The sequence below is a fragment of the Caballeronia hypogeia genome (assembly GCF_001544875.2).
GTDB classification, from domain to species: Bacteria; Pseudomonadota; Gammaproteobacteria; order Burkholderiales; family Burkholderiaceae; genus Caballeronia; species Caballeronia hypogeia.
Genome location: NZ_FCOA02000019.1, coordinates 54,591 through 80,851, shown reverse-complemented (window position 1 = coordinate 80,851; position 26,261 = coordinate 54,591). Strand labels below are relative to the sequence as shown.

At 63.8% G+C, this 26,261-nt stretch carries 29 protein-coding genes; 16 read left to right on the top strand and 13 right to left on the bottom strand.

Annotated features, from left to right (window positions below):
* Positions 1-64 precede the first annotated feature (64 nt).
* A complete protein-coding gene (locus AWB79_RS24605; RefSeq protein ID WP_061170040.1) occupies positions 65-997 on the bottom strand; it encodes a M23 family metallopeptidase in 933 nt (310 codons plus the stop codon).
* Positions 998-1,511: 514 nt separating this feature from the next.
* Between AWB79_RS24605 and AWB79_RS38940 the strand changes: the two genes are divergently transcribed.
* Positions 1,512-1,853: an OmpA family protein gene (locus tag AWB79_RS38940; RefSeq protein WP_061170039.1), complete on the top strand. Its 342-nt coding sequence runs from the start codon at positions 1,512-1,514 to the stop codon at positions 1,851-1,853.
* Entirely contained in the window at positions 1,832-3,283 is a 1,452-nt protein-coding gene (locus AWB79_RS24595) for an aldehyde dehydrogenase family protein (protein ID WP_061170038.1), read from the top strand. Before AWB79_RS38940 ends, AWB79_RS24595 begins: the two co-directional genes overlap by 22 nt.
* A gap of 102 nt (positions 3,284-3,385) precedes the next feature.
* Here the strand turns inward: AWB79_RS24595 and AWB79_RS24590 are convergent, their stop codons facing one another.
* Positions 3,386-3,724: a hypothetical protein gene (locus tag AWB79_RS24590; protein WP_061170037.1), complete on the bottom strand. Its 339-nt coding sequence runs from the start codon at positions 3,722-3,724 to the stop codon at positions 3,386-3,388.
* Between the two features lie 87 nt (positions 3,725-3,811).
* Positions 3,812-4,768 (bottom strand): LysR family transcriptional regulator, encoded by a 957-nt coding sequence (locus AWB79_RS24585; protein WP_232470993.1) that lies wholly within the window; start codon positions 4,766-4,768, stop codon positions 3,812-3,814.
* Between the two features lie 464 nt (positions 4,769-5,232).
* Between AWB79_RS24585 and oxlT the strand changes: the two genes are divergently transcribed.
* From oxlT to AWB79_RS24560, 5 genes are all read left to right on the top strand, one after another.
* Positions 5,233-6,579, top strand: coding sequence for an oxalate/formate MFS antiporter (oxlT, locus tag AWB79_RS24580; RefSeq protein WP_061170035.1), 1,347 nt, complete (start codon positions 5,233-5,235; stop codon positions 6,577-6,579).
* Between the two features lie 12 nt (positions 6,580-6,591).
* Positions 6,592-7,530, top strand: coding sequence for a LysR family transcriptional regulator (locus tag AWB79_RS24575; protein ID WP_061170034.1), 939 nt, complete (start codon positions 6,592-6,594; stop codon positions 7,528-7,530).
* Between the two features lie 161 nt (positions 7,531-7,691).
* On the top strand, positions 7,692-8,705 hold the full coding sequence (locus AWB79_RS24570) for a 2-dehydropantoate 2-reductase (protein WP_061170033.1): 1,014 nt from the start codon (positions 7,692-7,694) through the stop codon (positions 8,703-8,705).
* Between the two features lie 114 nt (positions 8,706-8,819).
* The gene (locus tag AWB79_RS39660; RefSeq protein ID WP_061170032.1) at positions 8,820-9,041 is read left to right on the top strand and encodes a hypothetical protein; all 222 of its coding nucleotides are present in this window, start codon (positions 8,820-8,822) and stop codon (positions 9,039-9,041) included.
* The gene (locus tag AWB79_RS24560; protein ID WP_061170031.1) at positions 9,031-9,774 is read left to right on the top strand and encodes a GntR family transcriptional regulator; all 744 of its coding nucleotides are present in this window, start codon (positions 9,031-9,033) and stop codon (positions 9,772-9,774) included. Before AWB79_RS39660 ends, AWB79_RS24560 begins: the two co-directional genes overlap by 11 nt.
* A 258-nt stretch (positions 9,775-10,032) precedes the next feature.
* Here AWB79_RS24560 and sucD read toward each other — a convergent pair whose 3' ends face one another.
* Together sucD and sucC are read right to left on the bottom strand one after the other, a co-directional pair.
* Entirely contained in the window at positions 10,033-10,905 is an 873-nt protein-coding gene (gene sucD / locus AWB79_RS24555) for a succinate--CoA ligase subunit alpha (protein WP_061170030.1), read from the bottom strand.
* The gene (gene sucC, locus AWB79_RS24550; RefSeq protein ID WP_061170029.1) at positions 10,902-12,104 is read right to left on the bottom strand and encodes an ADP-forming succinate--CoA ligase subunit beta; all 1,203 of its coding nucleotides are present in this window, start codon (positions 12,102-12,104) and stop codon (positions 10,902-10,904) included. The genes sucD and sucC overlap by 4 nt, the downstream gene beginning before the upstream one ends.
* 38 nt (positions 12,105-12,142) lie before the next feature.
* Here sucC and AWB79_RS24545 point away from each other — a divergent pair, with 38 nt between their 5' ends.
* The 5 genes from AWB79_RS24545 (at position 12,143) to AWB79_RS24525 (ending at position 17,655) form a co-directional block, all read left to right on the top strand.
* Entirely contained in the window at positions 12,143-12,379 is a 237-nt protein-coding gene (locus AWB79_RS24545; RefSeq protein ID WP_157695837.1) for a hypothetical protein, read from the top strand.
* Positions 12,380-12,523: 144 nt separating this feature from the next.
* Entirely contained in the window at positions 12,524-13,786 is a 1,263-nt protein-coding gene (gene frc, locus AWB79_RS24540) for a formyl-CoA transferase (RefSeq protein WP_061170027.1), read from the top strand.
* A gap of 98 nt (positions 13,787-13,884) precedes the next feature.
* On the top strand, positions 13,885-16,089 hold the full coding sequence (locus AWB79_RS24535; protein WP_232470992.1) for an acetate--CoA ligase family protein: 2,205 nt from the start codon (positions 13,885-13,887) through the stop codon (positions 16,087-16,089).
* 73 nt (positions 16,090-16,162) lie between these two features.
* Positions 16,163-16,942, top strand: a complete 780-nt coding sequence (locus tag AWB79_RS24530; RefSeq protein ID WP_061170026.1) for a fumarylacetoacetate hydrolase family protein — start codon at positions 16,163-16,165, stop codon at positions 16,940-16,942.
* Between the two features lie 11 nt (positions 16,943-16,953).
* On the top strand, positions 16,954-17,655 hold the full coding sequence (locus AWB79_RS24525) for a hypothetical protein (protein ID WP_061170025.1): 702 nt from the start codon (positions 16,954-16,956) through the stop codon (positions 17,653-17,655).
* A 97-nt stretch (positions 17,656-17,752) separates the two neighbouring features.
* Here AWB79_RS24525 and AWB79_RS24520 read toward each other — a convergent pair whose 3' ends face one another.
* The 3 genes from AWB79_RS24520 to AWB79_RS24510 all read right to left on the bottom strand — a co-directional run bounded on the left by AWB79_RS24520 (position 17,753) and on the right by AWB79_RS24510 (position 19,975).
* On the bottom strand, positions 17,753-18,007 hold the full coding sequence (locus AWB79_RS24520) for a CsbD family protein (RefSeq protein WP_061170024.1): 255 nt from the start codon (positions 18,005-18,007) through the stop codon (positions 17,753-17,755).
* A gap of 85 nt (positions 18,008-18,092) precedes the next feature.
* Positions 18,093-18,449, bottom strand: coding sequence for a response regulator (locus tag AWB79_RS24515; protein WP_061170023.1), 357 nt, complete (start codon positions 18,447-18,449; stop codon positions 18,093-18,095).
* Positions 18,446-19,975, bottom strand: a complete 1,530-nt coding sequence (locus AWB79_RS24510) for an ATPase domain-containing protein (protein WP_061170022.1) — start codon at positions 19,973-19,975, stop codon at positions 18,446-18,448. The genes AWB79_RS24515 and AWB79_RS24510 overlap by 4 nt, the downstream gene beginning before the upstream one ends.
* Positions 19,976-20,229: 254 nt before the next feature.
* Between AWB79_RS24510 and AWB79_RS39655 the strand changes: the two genes are divergently transcribed.
* Together AWB79_RS39655 and AWB79_RS24500 are read left to right on the top strand one after the other, a co-directional pair.
* Positions 20,230-20,658, top strand: coding sequence for a hypothetical protein (locus AWB79_RS39655; protein ID WP_157695836.1), 429 nt, complete (start codon positions 20,230-20,232; stop codon positions 20,656-20,658).
* 115 nt (positions 20,659-20,773) lie between these two features.
* Positions 20,774-21,421, top strand: a complete 648-nt coding sequence (locus AWB79_RS24500; RefSeq protein ID WP_061170020.1) for a DUF2968 domain-containing protein — start codon at positions 20,774-20,776, stop codon at positions 21,419-21,421.
* Between the two features lie 20 nt (positions 21,422-21,441).
* Here the strand turns inward: AWB79_RS24500 and AWB79_RS40845 are convergent, their stop codons facing one another.
* On the bottom strand, positions 21,442-21,573 hold the full coding sequence (locus AWB79_RS40845) for a hypothetical protein (RefSeq protein ID WP_269768002.1): 132 nt from the start codon (positions 21,571-21,573) through the stop codon (positions 21,442-21,444).
* Here AWB79_RS40845 and AWB79_RS24495 point away from each other — a divergent pair.
* Entirely contained in the window at positions 21,572-22,186 is a 615-nt protein-coding gene (locus tag AWB79_RS24495) for an OmpA family protein (RefSeq protein WP_061170019.1), read from the top strand. The two genes, AWB79_RS40845 and AWB79_RS24495, sit on opposite strands and share 2 nt — an antisense overlap.
* 22 nt (positions 22,187-22,208) lie before the next feature.
* Here AWB79_RS24495 and AWB79_RS24490 read toward each other — a convergent pair whose 3' ends face one another.
* The 3 genes from AWB79_RS24490 to AWB79_RS24480 are packed head-to-tail and all read right to left on the bottom strand — an operon-like array spanning position 22,209 to position 23,764.
* On the bottom strand, positions 22,209-22,724 hold the full coding sequence (locus tag AWB79_RS24490; protein WP_061170018.1) for a methylated-DNA--[protein]-cysteine S-methyltransferase: 516 nt from the start codon (positions 22,722-22,724) through the stop codon (positions 22,209-22,211).
* A gap of 28 nt (positions 22,725-22,752) precedes the next feature.
* On the bottom strand, positions 22,753-23,013 hold the full coding sequence (locus AWB79_RS24485; RefSeq protein WP_061170017.1) for a hypothetical protein: 261 nt from the start codon (positions 23,011-23,013) through the stop codon (positions 22,753-22,755).
* The gene (locus AWB79_RS24480; RefSeq protein WP_061170016.1) at positions 23,006-23,764 is read right to left on the bottom strand and encodes a DNA/RNA non-specific endonuclease; all 759 of its coding nucleotides are present in this window, start codon (positions 23,762-23,764) and stop codon (positions 23,006-23,008) included. The genes AWB79_RS24485 and AWB79_RS24480 overlap by 8 nt, the downstream gene beginning before the upstream one ends.
* Positions 23,765-23,975: 211 nt before the next feature.
* On the opposite strand from AWB79_RS24480, the gene AWB79_RS24475 reads away from it, so the two are divergent.
* Positions 23,976-24,980 (top strand): alpha/beta fold hydrolase, encoded by a 1,005-nt coding sequence (locus AWB79_RS24475; protein WP_232470997.1) that lies wholly within the window; start codon positions 23,976-23,978, stop codon positions 24,978-24,980.
* 288 nt (positions 24,981-25,268) lie between these two features.
* Here AWB79_RS24475 and AWB79_RS40155 read toward each other — a convergent pair whose 3' ends face one another.
* The gene (locus tag AWB79_RS40155; RefSeq protein WP_198399087.1) at positions 25,269-26,075 is read right to left on the bottom strand and encodes a hypothetical protein; all 807 of its coding nucleotides are present in this window, start codon (positions 26,073-26,075) and stop codon (positions 25,269-25,271) included.
* Positions 26,076-26,261 lie beyond the last annotated feature (186 nt).

Here is a 26,261-nt window from a genome sequence, read left to right as displayed (position 1 = left end):
CTTCGATGCCGCTTCGTCCGCGTGAGCGCCACCTCGTCATCGTCCTAGCTTTGTGGCCTCGGACTCATGCGTTGGATGCGCTCGCGAATAGCGCGAGATAGTGGGCCGGATTGACTGCCCGGTTATCCACGCGTACCTCGAAGTGCAGGTGCGGTCCCGTAGAGCGACCGGTTGAACCGACCTTTGCGATCGGCTCGCCGGGTTGCACTGTCTGCCCGACGCGCACCTCGATCTTCGAAGCGTGAGCGTACCGCGTGATAAAGCCGTTGTTGTGATCGATGTCGACGGTGTTGCCATAGCCGGGCATCGGCCCGGCGTGGATCACGCGGCCGGCCGCGGCCGCGAGAATAGGTGTGCCCGTTGGGGCGACCAGGTCCACGCCTGGATGGAAACTAAGGTGGCCCGTGAACGGATCGGCTCGGTTGCCAAACGGTGAACCCGTGCGCCCGAGCGCAAGCGGGCGGCGTCCTGGAAAAGCGTTCCACGCCGCCTCGTGCTGTGCCGCGCCCTGTTCGAGCGCGGACAGCGTTGTCGAGACGCAGTCGAGTTCGGCGCGAGTGACTTGCGGATTCGAAGGCGTCCCGGTGGTTTCGCAACGCCGCGGCGGCAGTTCGGGGCCGCCCTCGGCATCGCTGGAGGACGCGCGTCGCGCTGCGGCCGTGCGGGTGGCGGTAGCGCGTGACGATGGTGCGCGCAGCCTCTGATCGAACGTGCTGAGGGCGTCGAGCTGCGCGGCGAGCCGATTAATGCGCGCATCCAGCGAAGCGTTCACGGCCTGCAGTCGCGCGAGCTCACCTTCGTTGTAGGGGGTGGGGGGGGCAGACTTCGCGGGCTCGTGGTGGACACGCGGCGCCGGAACACTGTTGTGCCCCAGTGCAACACCGATCGCTAACGCGAGCACGACCGCCGAGCACGCGGTGCTGACGATAGTGCGCAGCGCGCCGCGCCGCATGACTATGTACAGATCGTTTTTCGAGCGCGAGATGACTGAAGCCACCCTTACCTCCCAGCCGCTAGTGCGAATTTCAAGATGGTAGGGACGCGGCAGATCGTGGCCTATCGGACAAATCAGAGAAATTTGAGATGGATGCGCGTGCGAGCTGAAACAGAGTGGTTAAAAATGCGAAGGAAAGTCCTGTCCGGCCACGAGCACTCGCTCGATGCCGCTGGCGCCTTCCTTGAAATCCCAGCCCCGACCGCAATCAGAATTCGACGTAGGTAGCAATCTGCGCATCGGGCAGTCGCAAATCACGTTATCGTCCGCCCGTGACGGCGCGCGACGCACGGAATTCTCAATTCACCGCTGTGCCGAGAATCCGGCCGTTCTGCGGGGACACGGCGCCGGTCCCGTGTGATAAGGCGATGGGTTCGCCCTCGTCGAGCATTCGTCGCTGCTGCCTTCTGGTCGAAGTTTCGATTGCAGAATGGGTCATTCTGCGTGTTCCGCGCCACGCAGCCGGTCGATATTTGCCCGCTGTCTCTCACCGGGGCAGGCAGCTACGCGCGCGAGGATGGCCGCTCGGTGGTGCGCCTGCGATTCGCGCTCCGGGCGCAACATAACGAGCTCGACGTACCGCGCTTCGGTGTTGCGCGCCGACTCCGGTCCGGCCATCAATCGCGCGGTCGGGCTGCTGAACCGCAGCAAGAAGTCCGTGATCGTCGAAGGCCATACCGACGACAAGAGCACGCACGAGTACAACCAGGCGCTGTCACGCCTGCGCTATATCTGTCCATACATCACGTCCTATAAAAACAATAAAAATGTTTTGCTTTCATGGATCGTTTTTCTCCCGCACCATGAAGTGGTTCTGAAAAGCAAATGGAGCGAGACATGGAAAACACAGCGGAGCTGAAGCGCTACGAATTGCTGATCAACGGCGAGTTCGTGCCACCGGGCGGCGGCGAGTATTCGACGAACCTCGATCCCGCCACCGAAGACCCGATCGCCCGCGTGGCTCAGGGCACGTCCGCCGATGTCGACCGCGCGGTGCAGGCGGCGCGCGCCGCGCTGAAGCCGTGGAACGCGATCCGGGCCGCCGAGCGCGGCCGCATCCTGATGAAGCTCGCCGATCTGCTGCGCGAAAATCAGGACGAACTCGCGGCGCTGGAAAGCCTCGACGCCGGCAAGCCGATTTCGGGCGTCCAGCGTCAGGACGTGCCCGCCGCCATCGACACCCTTACCTACTACGCCGGCTGGTGCGACAAGATCAACGGCCAGGTCGTGCCCGCGCGGCCCGATGCGCTGACCTACACCGTGCGCGAGCCGGTCGGCGTCGTCGCGGCCATCGTCCCGTGGAATTTTCCGCTGATGATCGGCATGTGGAAAATCGCGCCGGCGCTCGCCTGCGGCTGCACGCTGATCGTCAAGCCGGCCGAAATCACGCCGCTTTCCGCGCTGATGGTCGGACGGCTCGCGCTCGAGGCGGGCGTGCCGCCGGGCGTGCTCAATATCGTGACGGGCAAGGGCTCGGTCGTCGGCGATTCGCTCGTCGCGCATCCGGGAGTCGACAAGGTGACGTTCACGGGCTCGCCGTCGGTCGGGCGCGGCATTCTGCAGGGCGCGGCGGGCAACTTCAAGCGCGTCACGCTGGAACTGGGCGGCAAATCCGCGAACGTGATCTTCGCGGACGCGAACCTCGACAGCGCCGTGCGCGCCGCGGCGTCCGGCATCTTCTTCAACGCCGGACAGGTGTGCTCGGCTGGCTCGCGCGTGCTGGTGCAGCGTGCGGTCTACGACGAAGTCGTCGAGCGCCTCGCCGAACGCGCCCGCACCATCAAGCTGGGCGATCCCTCGAAGCGCGAAACCAATATGGGACCGCTCATCTCCGCCAAGCAGATGAAGAGCGTGCTGGACTACGTGGACATCGGCAAGGGCGAGGGCGCATCGGTCGTGACGGGCGGCAAGCGTCTGGGCGAGCGCGGCTATTTCGTCGAGCCGACGGTGTTCGCGCACGTCGCGCACGAAATGCGCATATCGCAGGAAGAAATCTTCGGCCCGGTCGCGAGCGTGATTCCCTTCGACGATGAAGCCGACGCGCTGCGAATCGCCAACGGCACGGCCTATAGCCTCGCCGCGGGCGTGTGGAGCGCGGACATCGGCCGCGTGCATCGCATGGCGGCGGAACTGAAGGCGGGCACGGTCTGGGTGAATACTTACGGCTATACGGACGTACGTCTGCCGTGGGGCGGTTCGGGCGATTCGGGCTTCGGCCGCGAGCATGGCGATGTCGCCATCGAGAATTTCACGGAGCCGAAGGCCGTGTGGGTGTCGCTGGTGCCCTGAGCGTCACGGCCGCCGCGGTTCGCCGCGGCCAGCACGAAACCAGGGAAGGGCGGTCCGGAATCTCCGGATCGCCCTTTTTCTATGTCGAGATGCGGGAAATTCTCAGATGCGCGCGGTTTCCTCGTTGCGCGCCCGCCAGAGCCGCGCGCGCTGGGCGCTGTCCTCGTACTGAACGGTGTTCTGCCGGCACGCCTCGATCGTCGAATTCTTGCGTTCCACGATGGCCTGGCACAAAAACTCCGCGCTGTACGCCGTCAGCAGATGCGGACATTGCGTCTCGATGTACTGTGCGATCCTGCCGTAGTCGCTGTCCGCCGAGGCGAGCGCGCGATAGGTATGCGCATCCCAGCGGAACATCAGGTCGAGTTCTTCGAAAGCGGTATTGAATGCGCAGACCTGCGCCTGAACTTCGCGGTCTTCGCCGTGCATTGCATGGATCATGATCGTCTCCTGAAGGGCCGTGGGGCTTGAATGCAGGATAGGAAACTCGATCCATATACGATAGTTAAACCTTTTTTGATTATATATTCATAATTCGTTATGTGTTGGCTTCCCCGTTTTCGCGACGATCTGGGTAATCGCCTCGATCTGCGCCGCGCCTTCCTCGACGAGAAACTGCTTGAACGCAAGCGCCACCGGCGGCAGGCGCTTGTTGTTCCGGTGCACTACGAACCAGTTGAGCATCACGGGAAAGCCTTCGATGTCGAGCACCGCCAGCTTGCCGACCTGCAGTTCCATGCTGATCGTGTGCGCGGACAGAAAAGTCAGACCCATGCCCGCGATCACCGCCTGCTTGATCGTTTCCGTGCTCGTGATTTCCATCGCGACGTTCAGGTTCGATAAGCGGCCCGCGAAGCCTTCCTCCATCGAATTCCACGTGTCCGAGCCGCGCTCGCGGACGATGAACGGCTCATCGGCCAATGCTTCCAGCGGAACGTCCTTTCGTCCGACGAGCGGATGATCCGGCGGCGCGACGATCACATACGGATGGGGCGCGAACGAGATGTTGACGGTGTCCATGTCGCGCGGCGGGCGCACCATGACGGCGAGATCGGTGAGATTGTCGGTGAGCTGATGCAGCAATTCCTCGCGGTTATGGACGGCGAGATTCAGTCTTACATCGGTATTACGGTGCGTGAACGCTGCAAGGAGCCGGGGGAAGAAGTAATCGCCCGCGCTGATCACCGCGACATTCAGTGTGCCTCCGGAAATACCCTTGAGCCGGGCCATGGCATCGTCGGCTTCGCGGAACTGCTCGAGGATCGACCGGCTGTAATGGAGCATTTCATTGCCGGCCGGCGTGAGGTAGATTTTTTTCCCTAATTGCTCAAAGAGCGGCAAGCCGGCATGCTCCTCCAGCTGTTTGACCTGCGTCGAGACGGCGGGCTGAGTGAGGTACAGCTCCTCGGCGGCGCGAGAAAAACTCAGCCGGCGCGCGACGGTTTCGAAGATCTTCAATTGACGCAGAGTGGCGTTGCGGAGCACGGCGATCCTCATCCATTAACGATACCTAATTTATACAATAATTTTTTCTTACTTTCCTTAATCGTTTTTCTCCTCCACGATGCTTTCACGTCCCGCAAAGTTGTAAGGCGGACAGATGCGGACAGCACGAACGGCCATGCTAAACCCCACGCATGCACCGGCTGCCGCCAGGCGTTGCAAGCGAAAAAACGCAGTACAAGAAGCCTGCAAGGGCTGCACCGAACGTCCGGACCTAATTGGGAATCGCTTTAAATGATTCGATCGCTTGACTCGGACGCCCGCCAGATGTGCGAACCGATCGCTCTCTTCAAGACGCGCGAAATGCGCGCCAAGCGGCCACAAGCCCACGCCGCCTGGACCGAGCACTTCCCCTGACCGACCGCTCGCCGCCGACGCAACGCGTCGGTGTTCTCGCAGCACATCAAGCGCCGTACGAGCGCTGAGAAGACATAACGGAGACAGACATGGCAAGCGCAGACACGGTTGTGTCCGGGCAATCGCACGGGCGTCATCACAACAGATGGATCCAGCTGGCGGTGGGCATCCTATGCATGGGACTCGTCGCCAACCTGCAGTACGCGTGGACTCTATTCGTCGTTCCAATGGATGCGAAACATCATTGGGGACAAGCGGCGATTCAAACGGCTTTCACCATCTTCATCGTCACGGAAACGTGGCTCGTGCCCGTCGAGGGCTGGCTCGTCGATAAATTCGGGCCACGCCCGGTGGTCATCGGCGGTTCCATCTGCGCGGCGATCGGCTGGGTTATCGACGCGCACGCCACCAGCCTCATGCATCTTTACATCGCGGCTGTGATCGCCGGTATCGGCGCGGGCTGCGTGTACGGCACGTGCGTTGGCACGGCGCTCAAGTGGTTCCCGGACAAGCGCGGTCTCGCTGCCGGTCTGACGGCGGCGGGCTTCGGCGCCGGCGCGGCCGTCACGGTGATTCCGATCTCCAACATGATCCAGAGCTCGGGCTACGAGCACGCGTTCATGTTCTTCGGCATCTTCCAGGGCGTGTGCATCTTCCTGCTGGCGCTCTTCCTGGTGCGTCCGAATCCGCCGAAGGGCATCGTGCCGGCCAAGCGCATCGTGGCGACGAAAATCGACTACACGACCGGACAGATGGTGCGCTCGCCGCTCTTCTGGGTGCTCTATCTGATGTTCGTGTTCGTCGCGGCGGGCGGCGTGATCGCCACCGCGCAGTTCGGGCCGATCGCCAAGGAATACGGCTTCGCGAAGATGCCGGTGAACATCCTGGGCGTCACACTGCCGCTGCTCGCGATGACGCTGTCCATCGACAATCTGTGCAACGGCTTCACGCGTCCGCTGTGCGGCTTTATCTCCGACAAGATCGGCCGCGAAAACACGATGTTCATCATCTTCCTGGGCGAAGGCGTGGCGCTGCTCGGGCTGATGGAGTTCGGCCACAACCCGTATCTCTTCATGCTGTTTGCGGCCATGACCTTCCTCTGCTGGGGAGAGATCTTCTCGATCTTCCCGGCGACGTGCGCGGACACCTTCGGCAGCAAGTACGCCGCCGCCAACGCGGGCACGCTGTACACGGCGAAGGGCACAGCCTCCATGCTCGTGCCGCTCGCCTCGGTGCTGGCGTCGTTCGGTTCGTGGAACGCGGTGTTCATCGCGACGGCTGTGACGTCGATCGCGGCGGGCCTGTGCGCGAAGTTCATCCTCGCACCGATGCGCAAGCGCTGGATCGAGAACACCCACGCCGCAACGACGAGCGCCGAGTCGGTCAACGCGTCGTTCCAGTCGGGCTGGGACGCATCGCGCAACACGGTTCAATAAGGCGATCGGGGCATGGCGCGCGAACAGCCTCCGTCGCTCAGCGTATCGCTGCATCAATTGAGGCTGTTCGTCACGCTCGCGCGGCAGCGCAGCTTCACGCGCGCGGGCGATGAATTCGGCATCACGCAATCGGCGGTCAGCCGCAGCATCCGGGAACTGGAAGACGAAATCTCGCTGCGGCTCTTCGATCGCACCACGCGCCAGGTCGCGCTGACCGAGACCGGGCGCAAGCTGCTGGCGCGCATCGCGCCGCTTGTCGAGGAACTGGAGGCGACGCTCAGGCCGCGACCGCAGGAGGGCGGCGAGTCGGGCGTCGTGCATCTCGCAAGCAGTTGCGGGCTGACGGCGAGCGTCCTGCCCGCGATGCTCGCCTCATGCCGCGAGCGCCTGCCGGACACGACCGTCGTCGTGCTGGACCGGCCGCAGAGCGCGGTGCTGCAACTCGTGCGATCCGGTGAGGCGGAATTGGGCGTGGTGATCGCGCCCGAACATCTGGACGAACTGGCCGCCGAACTTCTTTTCGCCGATGGCCTCGCGGCCGTCGTCGGCGCGTCGCATCGGCTGGGCGGGGCGGCGCGCATCGACTGGCAGCAACTGCGCGGCACTCCACTGCTCCTGCTCGAAGACGATACCGGCAGTCTGAGCGCCATCGAAGCGGCGCTCGCCCTGCACGGCGTCACCGGCGCGGTGCGTCAACGCCTCGCGCAACCGGCGGCGGTCGCGCGCATGGCCGAAGCGGGCCTCGGCGTCGGCATCTTGCCGATGCACGCCCGCGCCGCCTGCGACAGCGCGCAGGCGCGCTTCATCCCGCTCGTGCCGAACACGCCGCGCACCATCATGCTCGTGCGGCGCAAGAACCGCGCGCTGCGCGCGAGCGCGGCGCAGGTCTGGTCACACTTCGCCGCATACTCATCGCATACTCTCGGTTCCGGTCAAGCCATCGAGGCTTGACGGCCTCATCCCCAAATTCCTCTCGCGGACCCGCTGCGCGCCCTGCGCATGCGGGTTTTCGCTCGTACGCAATCGCACGATTCGCCTTGTCCTCATTGCACTCGGAATGTAGTATCTTGTATATCAGAAAGATATAAGGCTACAACCCTCAGGAGACGACCATGAAAATCTGCGTGTACGGCGCCGGCGCGATCGGCGGCTATATGGGAGCGCAACTGGCGCGCGCCGGTGCGGATGTCAGCTTCGTCGCGCGCGGGCCGCATCTCGCGGCCATGCAGGCGAACGGCGTGAAGCTGCGGATCGATGGCGAGGAGCACACCGTCAAGGTGCGCTGCACAAACAATCCCGCCGAGCTCGGTCCGCAGGACTTCGTCATCATCGCGCTGAAGGCGCATTCGATTCCCGGCGTGGTCGATCTCATTCCGCCGCTGCTCGGTCCCGAAACGTCGATCATCACCGCCGTGAACGGCCTGCCTTACTGGTACTTCTACAAGCACGGCAACGAGCTGGAAGGCACCAAGCTGCAGAGCGTCGATCCGGGCGGCCGGCAGTGGGACGTGTTCGGGCCGGAACGCGCAATCGGCTGCGTGCTGCTGCCGGCTGCAGAGATCGCGGAGCCTGGCGTCATCGAGCATCACTACGGCAAGAAATTCCCGATCGGCGAGCCGAGCGGCGAGATCACGCCGCGTCTGCAGGCCTTCCACGACATGATGGCGAAGGCCGACATGGAAGCGCCGATGCGCGACAACATCCGCGACGAGATCTGGCTCAAGCTTTGGGGCAACCTGTGCTTCAACCCGATCAGCGCACTGACCGGCGCGACGCTCGACGTCCTCACGAGCGACCCCGGAACGCGCGCGCTCTCGAAGGCGATGATGCTGGAGGCGAAGGCGATCGGCGACAAGATCGGCGTGAACTTCCGGGTCGACGTCGAGCGGCGCATCAACGGCGCGGGCGCGGTCGGTGCTCACAAGACCTCGATGCTGATGGACTGCGAAGCCGGACGTCCGATGGAAATCGATCCGCTCATGACCGTCGTGCAGGAAATCGGCCGCCTCGTGCACGTCGATACGCCGATGCTCGATGCGGTGCTCGCATTGATCAAGCTGCGCGAAGGGGTAAACCAGGGGACGGCGAAGGCTTTGCCGCTCCCGCAGTCGCAAAAAGCCGCCTAAACTCCAGAAAAAGGCACCGGCGTTGTTTCTGATATACAAGATGCAAAATATGTTGCGCGCTGTTGCGATGCAGCATATACTGAGGGCTCTTGAGTGATTTAACCGGAGCCTGAAATGAGCATCGCCCTGTTGGTTGTTGTCGGATTCGCGCTGGTTGCCGTGGGTGTAAGCGTTACGTTTATGATTGCGTCGGCGGTGCCGCAGAGCATGCTGCAGCGCGCACAGGATCACGGTCGCTTCGCCGGTCTCGCGGCGGACGACCAGAACGGCGGTTCGGGCAAGCGTGTTGTCGCTAGCCGTCCGCATTTGGGAAATCAAGCCATCAATGCCATCTGATACTCAATCCGTAGACAGCCCGGAAGTCCGTCCTGAAGCGCGCGCCTCGGGACTCACGCTTTCGCTGGAACCGATCAACGCCACGGTGTCGCTGCGTGATCAGGCGTACGCGAAGCTGCGGCAGGCAATTGCCGACGCCGATATATACCGTTCGCGGGAAGAGATCCGTCTCGACGAGAAAGAGCTGACCGAGGCGCTGGGCGTCTCGCGCACGCCGATCCGCGAGGCCATGACGCTGCTTGAGCAGGAAGGCTTTCTGCGCACGGTGCCGCGGCGGGGCGTCTATATCCTGCGCAAGACCAAGCGTGAGATCGTCGAGATGATCCACATGTGGGCGGCGCTGGAGAGCATGGCTGCGCGCCTCGCCACCCAGCGCGCGACGGACGAAGAAATCGCCCAGTTGCGCCACATGTTCGACAACTTCCGCGACACGACGCCCGCCGACCACATCGACGAATATTCGGATGCGAACATCACGTTCCATTCGGCCATCGTGCGGCTGTCGAAGTCGGAGATCATCTTCGAGACGATCAAGAACATCTTCGTGCACGTGCGCGCCATCCGGAAGATGACGATCTCGCAGAGCGACCGGGCATCGCGCTCGATCGCGGATCACATGCGCATCATCGAGGCGCTGGAGCAGCGCGACACGGAGCTGGTCGAGCGGCTCGTGAAGCAGCATTCGCTCGATCTGGCGGCGTTCGTCGAGGCGAACTGCGACTTTCTGGACTGAAAATGGATTGAGCTGGGAAAGAAAAAGCCGCATGGCGTTTGCCATGCGGCTTTTTGCGTTTCGGTTACAGAACGGATAACGCCAGCGCTTGTTCGATCGTCATCGAAAGCAGCAGCGCGGCGACTGAAGCGTAGAACAGGCGGTTCATGACGACTCCGTCGGATGAGATTGAAATCAACCTGAAAGTATAAGCCGCCATCGTAATGATAATGTAAAAAATGGGTGCGGCACGGTGGCGCGCCGTACCCTCGCCAGTGCTCAGCGCATCGCACGCAGCATGGTTTCCCCAAGCGCGGCGGGAGAATCGGCGACATGAATGCCGGCCGATTTCATGGCATCGATCTTGGCGCTCGCGGTGCCCGAGCCGCCCGAGATGATTGCGCCCGCGTGACCCATGCGGCGTCCCGGCGGCGCGCTCGTGCCGGCGATGAAGCCGACCACGGGCTTGCTGGTCTGCGAGTCCTTGAGGAACTGCGCCGCTTCCTCCTCCGCCGATCCGCCGATCTCCCCGATCATGATGATGCCTTCGGTCGCGTCATCCTCCAGGAACAGCGACAGACAGTCGATGAAATTGGTCCCGTTCACCGGGTCGCCGCCGATGCCGATGCACGTCGTCTGCCCGAGCCCGGCGGCGGTGGTTTGCGCGACGGCTTCGTAAGTGAGCGTGCCCGAGCGCGACACCACGCCGATCTTCCCCGGCTGATGGATATGCCCCGGCATGATGCCGATCTTGCACTGCCCCGGTGTGATGACGCCCGGGCAGTTCGGCCCGACGAGCCGGCTGTTCGAGCCGGCGAGCGCGCGCTTCACGCGCAGCATGTCGAGCACCGGAATGCCCTCCGTGATGCAGACGATAAATGGCACGTCGGCGTCGATGGCTTCGAGAATCGCGTCGGCGGCGAAGGGTGGCGGGACGTAGATCACGGACGCATCGGCGCCGGTTTTCTCGACCGCGTCAGCGACGGTGTCGAACACGGGCAGGTCCAGATGCGTCGTGCCGCCTTTGCCGGGCGTCACGCCGCCGACCATCCGCGTGCCGTACGCGATCGCCTGCTCGGAGTGGAAGGTGCCCTGCGCGCCGGTGAAGCCCTGGCAGATCACTTTCGTATTCTTGTTGATGAGAACGCTCATTTGGACTCTCCTGCGGCAACGGCGGTGACGATCTTGTCGGCGGCATCGGCGAGATTTTCGGCGGGAATGATGGCGAGGCCGGACGCGCGCAGAATTTCGCGGCCCGCGTCGACATTGGTGCCCGCGAGGCGCACGACAAGCGGCACGCGCAGATCGACTTCGCGCGCGGCCGCGACGACGCCCTGCGCGATCACGTCGCAACGCATGATGCCGCCGAAGATGTTGACCAGAATCCCGCGCACTTTCGGATCGCGCAGGATCAGCTTGAACGCGGTCGCGACGCGCTCCTGGGTCGCGCCGCCGCCCACGTCGAGAAAGTTGGCCGGCTCGCCGCCGTAGAGCTTGATGATGTCCATGGTGGCCATCGCGAGGCCGGCGCCGTTCACCATGCAGCCGATGCTGCCGTCGAGCTTCACGTAATTGAGGCCATGCTTCGCTGCTTCGATTTCAGCGGGATCTTCCTCGTCTTCGTCGCGCAGCTTTTCGATATCCGGATGGCGATACAGCGCGTTGTCGTCGAAATTGAGCTTGGCGTCGAGCGCGATGACATCGCCCGAGCCGGTCACGACGAGCGGATTAACCTCGACGATGGACGCATCGAGATCGACGAACGCCTGATACAGCGCCGTGATGAACTTCGATGCCGCACCGACCTGCTTGCCCGTGAGCCCAATCCCGAACGCGATCTGCCGCGTGTGGAACGGCTGAAGCCCGGTCGCCGGATCGATCGCGACCTTCAGAATCTTCTCCGGCGTGCGATGCGCGACTTCCTCGATTTCCATGCCGCCTTCGGTCGACGCCATGATCGTGATGCGCGACGTGGCGCGATCGACCAGCATGCCGAGATACAGCTCGCGCGCAATATCGCAGCCTTCCTCGATATAAAGACGCTTCACTTCCTTTCCGGCCGGCCCGGTCTGCTTCGTCACGAGCACCGACGAGAGCATCTTCTGCGCGTTCTCGCGCACCTCGTCCACCGACTTCACGACCCGTACGCCGCCTTTGCCGTCGGGATCATTGGAAAAGCGGCCGGCGCCGCGGCCGCCCGCGTGAATCTGCGATTTGACGACCCAGACCGGGCCGCCCAGCGCGCTCGCCGCGTCAGCGGCTTCCTGCGCCGAAAAGGCGACACGGCCCTCTGGAACCGCGACGCCGTACTTTCGTAGCAGCGTCTTCGCCTGATATTCGTGGATGTTCATTGCGTCTCCTGAATCCTCTGATGGGAACTGGCGCGGCCATGAAAAAACGCGTCATTGGCGGCGCGCTGAAATACTGTATATCAGATTTCACGGCGATCAAAAATTTTTCATCGCCGAGTCGGAGAGATGATCGGAAGGATTGGGGTAGAGGAACGAGGGACACAGTGATTGATGCAATGCAATATGACACCCGCCGGGAAGCAGACTGGACGGGCATGACGGCGATTTTCGCAGTGCGTCACAGGGTTTTCGCCGATCGGGATACAGTTGACTAATACTGTGTGTGGAATATTGTATATCACACCAGCGAGACGAAACCGCGACTCGATCCGACCGTCTGCGCGCCGGAGACGAAGGCGCAGACGATGTACGAATAAATGTGAACCTATAAACGCAATCGAAAGTTTGGGAGACAAGCCATGACGGTAAACAATTCTGGCAAGGCGCTGGACGGCGTGCGCATCCTGGATTTCACGCACGTTCAATCGGGACCGACCTGCACGCAGTTGCTCGCGTGGTTCGGCGCGGACGTCATCAAGGTGGAGCGCGCCGGCGCGGGCGACATCACGCGCGAGCAGTTGCGCGATATTCCCGATGCCGACAGCCTCTACTTCACGATGCTGAACCACAACAAGCGCTCCATCACGATCGACACGAAGAATCCGGAAGGCAAGAAAGTGCTCGAGTCGCTCGTCAAGAAATGCGACGTGCTCGTCGAGAACTTCGCACCGGGCGCGCTGGATCGGATGGGCTTCACGTGGGAGCGCATCCAGGAGTTGAATCCGCGCATGATCGTCGCGTCCGTGAAGGGCTTCGGGCCGGGACCGTACGAGGATTGCAAGGTCTACGAGAACGTGGCGCAGTGCGCGGGCGGCGCGGCCTCGACCACCGGCTTCGAGGACGGCCCGCCGACGGTCACCGGCGCGCAGATCGGCGATTCGGGCACGGGCCTGCATCTGGCGCTCGGCATCGTCACGGCGCTGTATCAGCGCAACACGAGCGGGCGCGGCCAGAAAGTGCTCGCCGCGATGCAGGACGGCGTGCTCAATCTCTGCCGCGTGAAGCTGCGCGATCAGCAGCGCCTGGAACGCACGGGCGTCATGAAGGAATATCCGCAGTACCCGAACGGCAGCTTCGGCGAAGCGGTGCCGCGCGCGGGCAACGCCTCGGGCGGCGGCCAGCCGGGCTGGATCCTGAAGTGCAAGGGCTGGGAAACCGATCCGAACGCGTACATCTACTTCATCACGCAGGCGCCGGTGTGGGGCGAGATCTGCAAGGTGATCGGCCGCGAGGAGTGGATCGATCATCCGGACTACAAGACGCCGAATGCGCGCCTGCCGCACCTGAAGCAGATCTTCGACGAAATCGAGCGCTGGACCATGTCGAAGACCAAGTTCCAGGCCATGGAAATCCTCAACAAGCACGACATTCCGTGCGGCCCGATCCTCTCGATGAAGGAGATCGCCGAAGAGCCGTCGCTGCGCAAGACCGGCACCGTGGTCGAGGTGGATCATCCGGTGCGCGGCAAGTACCTCACGGTCGGCAACCCGATCAAGCTGTCCGACAGTCCGACCGAAGTCGTGCGCTCGCCGCTGCTCGGCGAACATACCGACGAGGTCATGGCCGAACTCGGCTACACGCCTGACCAGATCGCCACGCTGAAGAGCCTCGGCGCGATCTAGCCGCATTTCACGCAAATCGCTTTGCCTCCCGCCGCCTTTCACGAGAAGGCGGCGCGGACCCGGCACGTCCAGATAAATCCAAATCGGAGACACAAGACATGAACAGCACGGTTGTCCAGGAACGCAGCGACGCAGCCAATTCATCCACGAAAGCGGCGCCGGTGCCGCTGCACGCGCCCGATGCGCAACGCCGCGTCGCGGAGGTGTTCGATCGCGTGAGGGCCGAAGGCCGCACCTCGCTGACCGCGCCCGAAGGCAAGCTGGTCTGCGACGCATATGGCATCGCGGTGCCGCAGGAAGGCGTCGCGAAGTCGGCGGACGATGCCGCGAAACTCGCGTCGTTCATTGGCTTTCCGGTGGTGCTGAAGATCGTTTCGCCCGAAATCCTCCACAAGACCGAGGCGGGCGGCGTGCTCGTCGGCGTGAAGAATGAAGCAGACGTGCGCGCTGGTTTCGACACGATCATCTCCAATGCGAAGAAGTACGACCCGAAGGCGACCATCGTCGGCGTTCAGGTTCAGCAGATGGTCGGCGCGGGTCAGGAAGTGATCATCGGCGCGGTGACGGACCCGTCGTTCGGCAAGCTGATCGCGTTCGGGCTCGGCGGCGTGCTGGTCGAAGTGCTGAAGGACGTGACCTTCCGTCTCGCTCCCGTGACGCGCGACGAAGCCGCGTCGATGCTCGACGGCATTCAGGCCGCCGAAGTGCTGCGCGGCGTGCGCGGCGCGGAACCGGTGCATCGCGAGGCGCTCATCACGCTGATCGAGCGCGTGTCGCGTCTCGTCGACGACTTCCCGCAAATCTCCGAGATGGACCTGAATCCGGTCTTCGCGAGCCCGAACGGCGCGGTCGCGGCGGACGTGCGCATCGTGATGGATTTCGCGCCCGCCGAACCGCGTTACCGCCCGACGCAGGAGCAGATCGTCACGCAGATGAACCGCATCATGAAGCCGGATGCGGTCGCGGTGATCGGGGCGTCGAACGAGGACGGCAAGATCGGCAACTCGGTGATGAAGAACCTCATCAACGGCGGCTACCAGGGCGCGATCTATCCGATCCACCCGAAAGCCGACGAGATCATGGGCCGCAAGGCGTACAAGAGCGTGAAGGACGTGCCCGGCGTGATCGACGTGGCGGTCTTTGCGATTCCGGCGAAGTTCGTGGCGCAAGCGCTGGTCGAAGTGGGCGAGAAGAAGATTCCGGGCGCGGTGCTGATCCCGTCGGGTTTCGCGGAGACGGGCAATCACGAAGGTCAGGAAGAGATCGTCAGGATCGCGCGCCAGTACGACATCCGCATGATGGGCCCGAACATCTACGGCTTCTACTACACGCCGAAGAACCTCTGCGCGACCTTCTGCACGCCGTACGACGTGAAGGGGAAAGCCGCGCTGTCGTCGCAGTCGGGCGGCATCGGCATGGCGATCATCGGCTTCTCGCGCTCGGCGAAGATGGGCGTTTCCGCGATCGTCGGACTCGGCAACAAGAGCGATATCGATGAAGACGATCTGCTCACCTTCTTCGAGCAGGACGACAACACCGAGATCATCGCGCAGCACTGCGAGGACCTGAAGGACGGGCGTTCGTTCGCCGAGGCCGCGAAGCGCGTGTCGAAGAAGAAGCCGGTCGTGGTGCTGAAGGCGGGACGCACGAGCCTCGGCGCGCGCGCGGCGAGTTCGCACACGGGCGCGCTCGCGGGCAACGACAAGATCTACGAAGACGTGTTCGAGCAATGCGGCGTGATTCGCGCCCGCTCGCTGCGCGATCTGCTGGAATTCGCGCGCGGCATTCCCAAGTTGCCGACGCCCAAGGGCGAGAACACGGTGATCATCACCGGCGCGGGCGGCTCGGGCGTGCTGCTCTCGGATGCGTGCGTGGACAACGGCCTCTCGCTGATGTCGATGCCCGACGATCTCGACGCCGCGTTCCGCAAGTTCATCCCGCCGTTCGGCGCGGCGGGCAATCCGGTCGACATCACGGGCGGCGAACCGCCGTCGACGTACAAGAACACGATCCGCCTGGGTCTGGAAGACGAGCGCATCCATTCGATCATCCTCGGCTACTGGCACACGATCATCACGCCGCCGATGGTCTTCGCGAAACTCGTGATCGAGGTGAAGGAGGAAATGAAGGCGCTCGGCATCGAGAAGCCGATCGTGGCTTCGCTCGCAGGCGACGTGCAGGTCGAGGAAGCGGCCGAGTATCTCTACGAGCATGGCGTGCCAGCGTACGCGTACTCGACGGAACTGCCCGTCGCGGTGCTCGGCGCGAAGTACAAGTGGGCGCGCGGAGCGGGTTTGATCTGAGGTAGAGGAGGGGACGAGAGCGCGGGCCATTTCCACGGAAATGCAGCCCGCGCTCCTTATAAGGGAGACAAATATGACCACCTGGATTCGTTTTCGCGATGCCGAAGGCAGCATCGGTTTCGGCACGCTCGATCAGCACTCGGGCCGCGTCGTGCAGCACGACGGCGCGATGTTCGACAACCCGCGCCCGACGGACATCTCCTGGGCCGTCGACGATCTCACGCTGCTCGCGCCCTGCGAGCCGAGCAAGGTCATCGCGCTCTGGAACAACTACTACGCGCTGTCGCAGAAGCTCGACAAGGCACCGCCGCAGCATCCGCTGTTTCTCATCAAGCCGCCGATGTCGGTGATCGGGCCGAACGAATCGATTCGCCGGCCGAAGAGCTATCACGGCAAGATCGCATACGAAGGCGAGCTTGGCATCGTGATCGGCAAGACGGTGAGCGGCGCGTCGGTGGAAGAGGCCGAGGCGGCGATCTTCGGCTTCACCTGCGTGAACGATGTCACCGCCATCGAACTGCTGCAGGAAGATCCCAACTTCGCGCAATGGTGCCGCTCGAAGGGCTTCGACACGTTCACGTGTCTCGGGCCGTGCATCGCGACCGGGCTCGACTGGCGCCAGGCGAACGTCGTGACGACACTGGAAGGCGTCGAACGTCAGAACTATCCGCTCGACGACATGATCTTCTCGCCGGCCGAACAGGTAAGCATGCTGTCGCACGACATGACGCTCGTTCCGGGCGACGTGATCGCGTGCGGCACCTCGATCGGCGTCGGCTCGATCAAGGACGGCGCGCGCGTGGACGTGTCGATTGCAGGCATCGGCACGCTGTCGAACGTGCTGGCGGCCTGAAGGAGCGACACATGTCCGAGCTTCTGGCCGGCGCGTTGTGCGTGTTCGTGGCGCTTTCGGCGGGCGCATCGCTGCGCGCGGGCGCGATACGCTCGCGCGTGCTGTGGGAAATCGGCGCGGTCGTCATCATCGCGTGCGGCGTGAGCGGCGGAATGCGTGCGCTCGCGCCCGGCGGCATCGCGCTGCTGCTCGTCGCACTTGCGGGATTCGCGTCGTATCGGTCGGGCCGCGCCGCGTCGAATTCGCCGGCGTCGACGCAGGCCTTGCTCGCGACGATCGCGGTCGCCGCGTGCTTGTTGCCGCAGGCGCATGGCGCGCAATCCGTCATGCTGTTGCTCGCGGGCGGCGCGCTGGCGGCGGCGGGGCGTCTGGCGTCGCCGCGCGTGCTTCGAGAGGACCCGAACCACGTGTCGTTTCATCTTGCCTGCGCGGGCGCGTGCGCGGCGCTCGCCTACGTTTTCGGCGCGCAATCGGGTGCGCTCGCCGTGCTGCCGGTGCTCGCGCTGATCTCGTTGATCGGCGCGCATCTCGCCCTCGCGATCGGCGGCGGCGCTGGCGCGCCGGTGGCGAGCGTCATGAGCGGCGCGGGAGCGTGCGGGCTCGCATTGGCGCTGACAGCCGATGGATCGCATGCCGTGCTCGTCGTCGCCGCTGTGGCGCTTGCGGTCGGATGCTCGCAGGAAGCGCGCGGACTGCGTCGCGTGTCGGCCTGACGCGCGAGGCGCCGCATACGAAACAAGGCCGGCGCATTGCGCGCCGGCCTTGCCTTTCATGCCTCGGACTCACCGCCTGCAGCGGGCGTGGAGCGAATCAGCGATCGCGATTCCACAACGCGCCGAGCACGAAGCCCACCGCCGCGGCGATCAGCACGCCCTGAATCGGCTGACTCGCGACGGCCAGCCGCACGTTGTCGACGGTCTGTCCGTAGCTCTGCTGCAAGTTGCCGTACGCCTGCCGGACCTTGCCTTCGGCCTGTATGCTTTCGTCGCCCGTGAGCGCGCCGACCGCATCCTGCACCTTGCCCACGACCTTTTGCGCCGCGCCTTCCACTTGATCCTGCACCATGGTGCCTCCCTTTGGGTTGAGCGGTTTATCGTCAGTCCGGTTTCACCGGAACGCTGGTCAGCAGCACGTCGCGTGCCCGCGTCTCTCAGGCCGGACCGATCAGGCCTTTGACGGTGTCGAGCAGATCGTCGATAGAGAGCGGCTTGCGAAGAAACTGCGCATGCGGATGCGCGAGCGACGGCCCGTTGGCCGCCGCGCTCATCAGAATGATGGGCACGTCGGCGAGCCCGTCGTTCGCGCCGAGCGCGCGGATCAGCTCGACGCCGTCCATGTGCGGCATCATCCAGTCCGTGATGACCAGCGCCGGCGGATTCGAGCGCGCGGCGTCGAACGCGGCGCGTCCGTTGGACGCGGTCGAGACTTCGTAGCCCTCCATTTCGAGCACGAGCCGCCACGTGGTCAGGATGTCGAATTCGTCGTCGACGACGAGGATCTTTTTCATGCGCGCGTGCCGGGGTCCGACAGGGAGAGCGCGGGCGCCATCGACGGGTGTCCGGACAACAGACCCGTCGGGCCAATGAAGCCTTCGCTGATATGCAGGCCGCGCGAGTCGATCGTGAGTCGGCGGATCGACGCATCGTGCGAGCCTTCGCGCTGCTTGACGACCGACACCATGCGATGCAGCGAGGAATTCGCCTCGATGTAACGCATGAGCACGATGTTCTCCGTCATCGCGGAGGCGCGCAGCGTCGCGGGCGGCGTGGGATCGCCGTAGAGCGGCAGTTCCTCGGTGAGCAGCGTGGTCACGCCCGCATCGCGAAGACGATGCGTGAGCGCGTTCAGAAACAGCCCGAAGCGCTCGGCGCGATTGGCGGACTGAAGAAAGCCGTCGATGCCGTCGACCACGAGCCGCGATGCGTTCGCGTGCTGCACCGCGCCGATCAGCTCGGCGGCGAGCTCGTCGATCGCCAGCTCGACCGCGGGATGCCAGTGGATCGAGAGCCGCCCGTCCTGCACCGCTGGCGCGAGTTCGATGCCGACTGACTGCGCCTTCGCGACGAGCCGCTCGGGCGATTCGTAAAAGCCGAAATAGACGCAGCGCTCGCCCGCTTCGACGCCCGCCTGCAGGAATTTGAGCGACAACAGCGTCTTGCCGACTCCCGATGGTCCGACGAGCGTGGTCGTCGAGCCGCGCACCACGCCGCCGCCGAGCATCTGATCGAACTCGGAAAACGCGAAGCCGAGCCGGCTCTTGAAATCGGGCGTGCCGCGTTCGTCCGCGAGCGACGCCTCCATGCGCGGAAAAGTCTTGAGACCTTGCTCGGTGATCTTGAAGAAGTGTTTGCCGAGCAGGTGATCGCGGGCGCGCAGCTTGTGGACCTCGATCTCGCGCGCGCGCCGCATGCCGGTGTTGTACCGGTTCAGTTCGATGAGCCCGTCGACCAGCGTGTGTTCCGGATGCGGCTCGTTGCCCGACAGCGGAGCCAGAATCAGCGTCGTGCAGCGCGCGGCGCTGACGAACGCGGACAGCTCGTGGATGAACTGCGAGAGCTCGAGCTCGGTCGAGCTGAATTCGCGCGCGCTGCGAAAGCCGTCGATCACCATGAAGCGCGGCCGGCTCGTCTTGATGGTCGCGGCGATCAGCGCGAGAAAGCCGGACAGGCCGTCGCGCATCAGCTCGTGATAGCCGGAGACGAACAGCATGCGATCGGAGATGGCGTCGGCGTTGTAGAACGACAGCGCCTTCAGATGCGACAGAAGCTTGGTATGCGATTCGGCGATCAGCGTGATGTACAGCACCATGTCGCCTTGCGCCACGCGGTGAAAGCCGATTTGCGACGACAGGATCGTCTTGCCCGCGCCGGCCATGCCCTCGATCAGATACAGGCCGCCTTCGACGAGGCCCCCGCCCAGGATTTCGTCGAGGCCCGCGACGCCGGTCGTCACGTTGCCGTCGGAGGCGGGGCGCTTCCCGGTTTGACCGGCTGGATCGACTTGATCGGTGGAATGCTTGTCGTCTTGATTCATGGCATTTTCGTTTTTACTTGGCGTTCCGGCATTTTGCGAACGCGAATTATGGCTGACTCTTGGCAAGCCGTGGCTCGCCGCCATGTCGGATGTGTCCGTCGCCATGCCCGGACACGTGTGCTGCGCGCCGTATGGCGCGCTTTTCGAGTCGTCTCACTGAGCCTTTCGGACGCGCGTGGCCACGTCAACGCCGCGTCGGGGAACACGGGTGGCACGCATTTTTCACGCCCGGTTGGTTTTGCCGGCGTTTCGGAATGCCGTCGGTGAACCGGGAATCTTTGAGAACCTTCTCATGGGCAACGGACGGGTCGGCTGGTGAAATGTCGATCTGTGATGTACAGGGACGCCGTGTGTTCTTCCGGCCACTCCGTTTCCGGCGCTCGCGCGCCTTCATTGCCTCTCGTCCAGCCATGTTCCGTTCGCACTCGATTCCGGGCGCCGCCGCGCTTGTTGCCTGCTTTTTGTCATTTTCCGCCGTGGCTGCTGGCCCGGTTCACACCGCCGCTCCGCTGCCCGACGCGCGCATTCTTTCGGCCGCCCCTTTCGTATTCCAGGCCGACCGCGAGATTTTCTCGAACATGCAGGCGGAGCCGTCGGACTCGCGCATTTTCAAATCGATCGAACCGATGCGCAGCGTCGATCAATTTCCGGATAACCGTCTCAAACGTCAATCGATGATCTGAATCCGCCTACTTCAATCGTGCCTGGTTAAACATATCCGGACGATCTGGAATTAGCGGCTTCTCAGCGCCATAATGCTTTCCGAACGGCATGGTGTGCCGTAACGGAAAAATCGCAATGAAACGACTCGTAATTGCGAAAATCGTGCTGATTGCGGCCGGCTTGCCGAGTCTGCTGATTGCGCCGTGTTTTGCGGCGGGCGATTTGCCCCGCGATCCAGCCTCGAATATCTCCGACTCGCCCGGATCTTCGACCAATGGCGATGTCGCAGAACTGGAAACGCTGATCAGCGCCGGGAAAATCTCGGAATTGCGCAAGACTTACAACGGCAGTTATGGAGCGAGTCTTTCGTATTATGCCGAGCAGATGATTTATTACGTGGCGCTATTTCAGCAAAGTAAATTCTGGCGTGTTTTCAAGACCCAGAACGACGGGCGCGCCGAGGCGGTTTATGCGGATTTTTCCAAAACCTCGGGCACGCTGGGCGACGCGGAAATACGTCGAATCAAGCTGGAAGCGGAAAGGGCCTATGCGGACAAACAGATCGCGGCCCAGCAGGATCGTGCGAGCCGCTTGCAGGCGGACCTCGATATCGCCCGGACCCAGCAGACTCAGGTGACCACTTATCAGCTGGAGCAGCAGAACGCGATCCGGGAATTGCGCAACGAACAGGCCGCCGCGCAAACGCAACTTCGCGCGCTTCAATTGCGTGTTCTGGAATTGCAAAAGCAGGCCGATGGCGATCTTCCCGCGCCCGGCAAATAGCGCGCCGGTGAGTTCATTCTTCAGATCGGTGGCGTTCCAAACCCAATTCGGCTCCATTCCATCATGCGCACCCAATTCCTTGCTGTCTGCGCGGTCACCTTGGCCTTGCTTTCAGGTTGTTCTTCGACGACCGGGCCGACCTTCAATGCCATGGAGATCCAGACGTCGACTGGACAGAAGGCGTATCGCGCGGAATGTCATGGCGTATTCGAGAACGGCAGCGCATGCATGGCGGCCGCGAAAAATCTGTGCGGCAGCCGGAATGTGCATGTGCTCCAGACGCTCGAGGGCACCAACACGAGCGGCGACGCGCGAGAAGTGATCTTCGATTGCGTGCAGCCCGCACCGGTCGCGGCGACGCCGCCGCCCGTGCCGGTTCCGGCGTCCGTTCCTGCACCCGCGCCCGCACCCACACCCGCGCCACGGAAGATCGTGCTGGACGGAAAGACCAATTTCGACTTCGACAGCGCGGCGTTGACGCTTAATGCGAAGGCACTTTTGGAGCGCCTCGTCGCGGAATCGCAGGGAGCGAAATTCGCCGCCGTGACGGTGGAAGGTTTCACCGACTCGTCGGGTTCGGATGCCTACAACCTGGCCTTGTCCGAGCGCCGGGCACAGGCGGTGCTCGATTATCTGCGTGATCGCGGCCTGAGCGCGGACCGCTTCTTGGCAAAGGGCTACGGCCGGGCGAATCCGGTCGCGTCGAACGCGACGGCTTCGGGGCGCGCCGAGAATCGCCGCGTGGAAGTCACGCTCGTGCCGTAGTTCCGGACCGAAAGGGGCCGGCTCAGAAGAGCGCTAGCTGCTCGCGTCCCGGACCGCCTTCCAGCGTCAGCAGATGACGCTTGCGTTCGACACCGCCGGCGTAGCCGGTCAGGTCGCCGTCGACACCGATCACGCGATGGCACGGCACGATGATCGCCACGGGATTGCGGCCGTTCGCGCCGCCCACCGCGCGCGAGGCGCCCGCGGGCAAACCGAGCCTGCGCGCGAGATCGCCGTAGGTCCAGGCGTCACCGAAGGGAATCTGCTGTAGTGCGTTCCAGACCTGCTGCTGAAACGTCGTGCCATTCAGCCGCAGCGCAATGGAGAAATCCTGCCGCGCGCCGGCGAAGTACTCGGCGATCTGTTCCCGCGCCTCGCCAATGACGCGCGACACGGGTGTTTCGTCCGAAAGCGCGCGCTCCGCGATTCCGTCCGGGAAATGCTTCTGCCCGACGAAGAAGAGTCCCGTCAGGCAGTTCTCTTCGGCCCGATACAGAATGTTCCCGAGCGGGCTTGGGCCGACATGGCATTCGATCACTTCGATTCTCCGCGCGGCGCGCCGGTGCTCAGATGAACGGGTTGTCGGCGTGGCCGGCGGGGGCGGGCGGCTCGTCCGCCAGTTTTGCGGGCAGCGCGGCATCGCCTTGCAGCGCTTCGACGATTGCGTCGAGTGCTTGTTTCAGCGCGAGCGCATTCGCGAGTCCGACCTGGTCGCGGGCGATGGTCAGGTCGCCGCTGATCGACAGCCGCGTCTTGCCGTTCGCGATGTTGAGCGCGTCGCCGGCGATGTTCATCACATCCGTGTCGTTGGCAAATGGCTTAAACACCTCTCAATCCTCCGATTCGCTTGTCCTTCAGTTCATCCGGTATGCCGGGAAAGGTGATCCCGCTCATCGCTTCCAGCTCGCGCACGGTTTTCATCGTGTAGGTGTCCGTCGGCGTGTTGTCCACCACGACCGCGAACGCGATCTTGCGGTCCGGCAGATAAACCACCTTATACAACTGCGTGGGCACCAGCACGCGCGAGTCACCGATGGTTTGCAACTGGCGACCCGAGAACAGCGGCCCGGTGACGACATACGCCTCGCCCGACTCTTCCGTCAGCCGGCGCACCGCTTCCTCGATACGCGACCAGATGCGCCGGTTGTTGGACGGATCCTGCGGCACGATGTTCGCGAGCGAGAACGATTCGGCCATGCCTTTCTTGCTCGCGCGGTCGCCTGCGGGACTCATGTGGCCACGGTCGTAGCCGCTTCTTTTGTAGTCGGCGAGTTGCGCGCTTTCGCCGGGCGGCAGCCGCTTGTCGACGAAAAAGCGATTGGTGCGCGTGTTGTTCTTCGCCTGATCGACACTCCGAGCGGTCAGATGTTCCGCCGACCAGAGCGGACCGTGCGTGACTCCCGAATGGAGCAGGGCGAAGTCGGAGTAGCACATCTCCTGCGTCGCCGCGCGCATCTTCGGATTGACGACGACCGGCGCGCGGCCGCCCGGGCTGAATTGCGCGCAGTCGCCCGCCCACGCGCTGATGCACGTGAAGCCGATGAGCGCGGCGGTGAATGCCTTGATGCGAAATTGCATGCGTTTGAAGTCTGAACGGAAGACGATGCGACAGGGGCCGCAAAGTATAAGCGCTGCCGATGCGTGGAGCAGGCGAATCGCGTGAATGGCGCGGCGCGCGCGAATTTGAGCCGCGCTAGAATGCGTCGGCCGAAGTCAACCTGCACACTCGAATATGAATCCCGCGCGCAGCAAGCTGTCCGTCGTTCGATCCCTGTTGTTGTCTCTCGCAATGTCCTGCGCGTTTCACGCATATGCCGACGAGCCCGCCCGGCCGGCCACCGATGACGGCCCCGCCTACGGCCCTGAATTGCAGGGCTTCGATTACCCGTATCCGGTGGCGCGCTTCGCGCTCACGTCGCAGCGTCAGGTCGTGCGCATGGCTTACATGGACGTGCATCCGGCGCATCCGAACGGTCGTACTGCGGTGCTGCTGCACGGCAAGAATTTCTGCGGCGCGACCTGGAAACAGACCATCGATACATTGAGCGATGCGGGCTATCGGGTGATCGCGCCGGACCAGATCGGCTTTTGCAAGTCGACCAAGCCCGCGCGGTATCAGTACAGCTTCCAGCAACTGGCGCGCAATACGCATGCGTTGCTCGCCGCGCTCGGCGTGTCGCGCGCGACGATCATCGGACACTCGACGGGCGGCATGCTCGCGGTGCGCTATGCGCTCATGTATCCGCGCGAGACGGAGCAGCTCGTGCTCGTCAATCCGATCGGGCTCGAAGACTGGAAGGCGAAAGGCGTGCCGTCGATTTCGATCGACGACTGGTACGCGCGCGAGCTGAAAACGAGCGCCGACGGCATTCGCCGCTACGAGCAGAACACCTACTACGCGGGGCAGTGGCGCGCCGATTACGAGCCGTGGGTGCAGATGCTCGCGGGCATGTATCGCGGGCCGGGCAAGGATATCGTCGCGTGGAATTCGGCGCTGCTCTACGACATGATTTATACGCAGCCGGTGGTCTATGAGTTCGAGCAGCTGAGAACGCCCACCTTGCTGATGATCGGCGACAAGGACACTACCGCGATCGGCAAGGATTTCGCGCCGCCGGAAATTCGTCCGATGCTCGGGCGGTATCCCGATCTCGCGAAACTGGCGAAGGAGCGCATCGAGGGTGCGAAGCTCGTCGAATTTCCGGAGCTCGGGCATGCGCCGCAGATGCAGGATCCGCAGGCGTTTCATAAGGCGCTGTTGGAGGGGATGGCGGGGGCGCCGAAGAACCGCTGAGGGTTCTAATGGCTTTTGTTCCGCGATGGGGCCTGTGTGTCGGTCGCCGTAGGCGGAGCCGGATGCACTGCTGCCGGTTTTGCGACTCCGCTTAGGTTTGGAAAAGCGCTTGCAAGAGAACGAGAGAATGAGAGTGTGATAAGTGCCGTTTAGTAACGCCCTCGATGGTGGTCAGAGTACTCACCTCGGGTCGATTTTGATGTTGACCCATACAAAGTAAGAACCGATGCCGGTTTAAGGGCATCGGTTCTTACTTCAGCGCTGATGAGGTCATCAGCGAAGCGAGGATTATGGTGTCTGGCGTTTAGCGATGACCGCCGCCGCCGCCGCCGGCACCACCGCCGCCGCCACCACCACCACCGTGTCCGCCGCCACCGCCGTGGCCTCCGCCACCACCACCGTGGCCGCCTCCACCGCCGTGACCTCCACCACTGCCACTACCGCCGGCACCAGCGCCGCCGCCGTGGCCGCCCGCGCCACCGCCGCCATTCCCGCCACCACCGTGGCCGCCCGCGCCACCGCTGCCGCTACCCGCACCGCCACCACCAGCGCCACCAGCTCCGCCACCGGCCCCGCCACCGGCCCCGCCAGCGCCACCGCCGCCGTTTCCGCCACCACCGTGGCCGCCCGCGCCACCGCTGCCGCCACCCGCGCCGCCACCACCAGCGCCACCAGTTCCGCCGGCGCCACCGCCGCTATTCCCGCCACCGCCGTGGCCGCCAGCACTACCGCCACCAGCCCCACCCGCGCCACCACCGCCATTTCCGCCACCACCGTGGCCGCCAGCGCCGCCGCTGCCGCCGGATGCACCGCCACTGCCACCGTGACCGGCGCCCGAGCCATGGCCACTGCCTCCAGTGCCACTGCCACCTTGGCCACCGCCATCGCCGCCGTTTCCGTGACCACCGCCGTGACCACCGTCGCCATGGCCATCGCCGCCGTGGCCGATGCCGCCGTGACCGCCGTCGCCGTGACCGCCGTCGCCGTGACCATCGCCGCCGTGGCCGATGCCGCCGTGACCATCGCCGTGGCCATGCCCATGCCCATGACCATCGCCGTGGCCATGCCCATGTCCATGTCCATGTCCGTGTCCATGGCCGCTCGAATTTCCGCCTGAGTCTCCCGCGCCGGAATCGCCACCCGTGCTTCCGCCGCCGGTACTTCCACCCCCAGTACTTCCACCACCCGTGCTACCACTCCCTGTACTACCGCCGTCACCACCACTCGAACCCGAGCCGTTGTTCCCGCCCGATGCGTGTCCGCCGTTGCCCGACGTTCCAG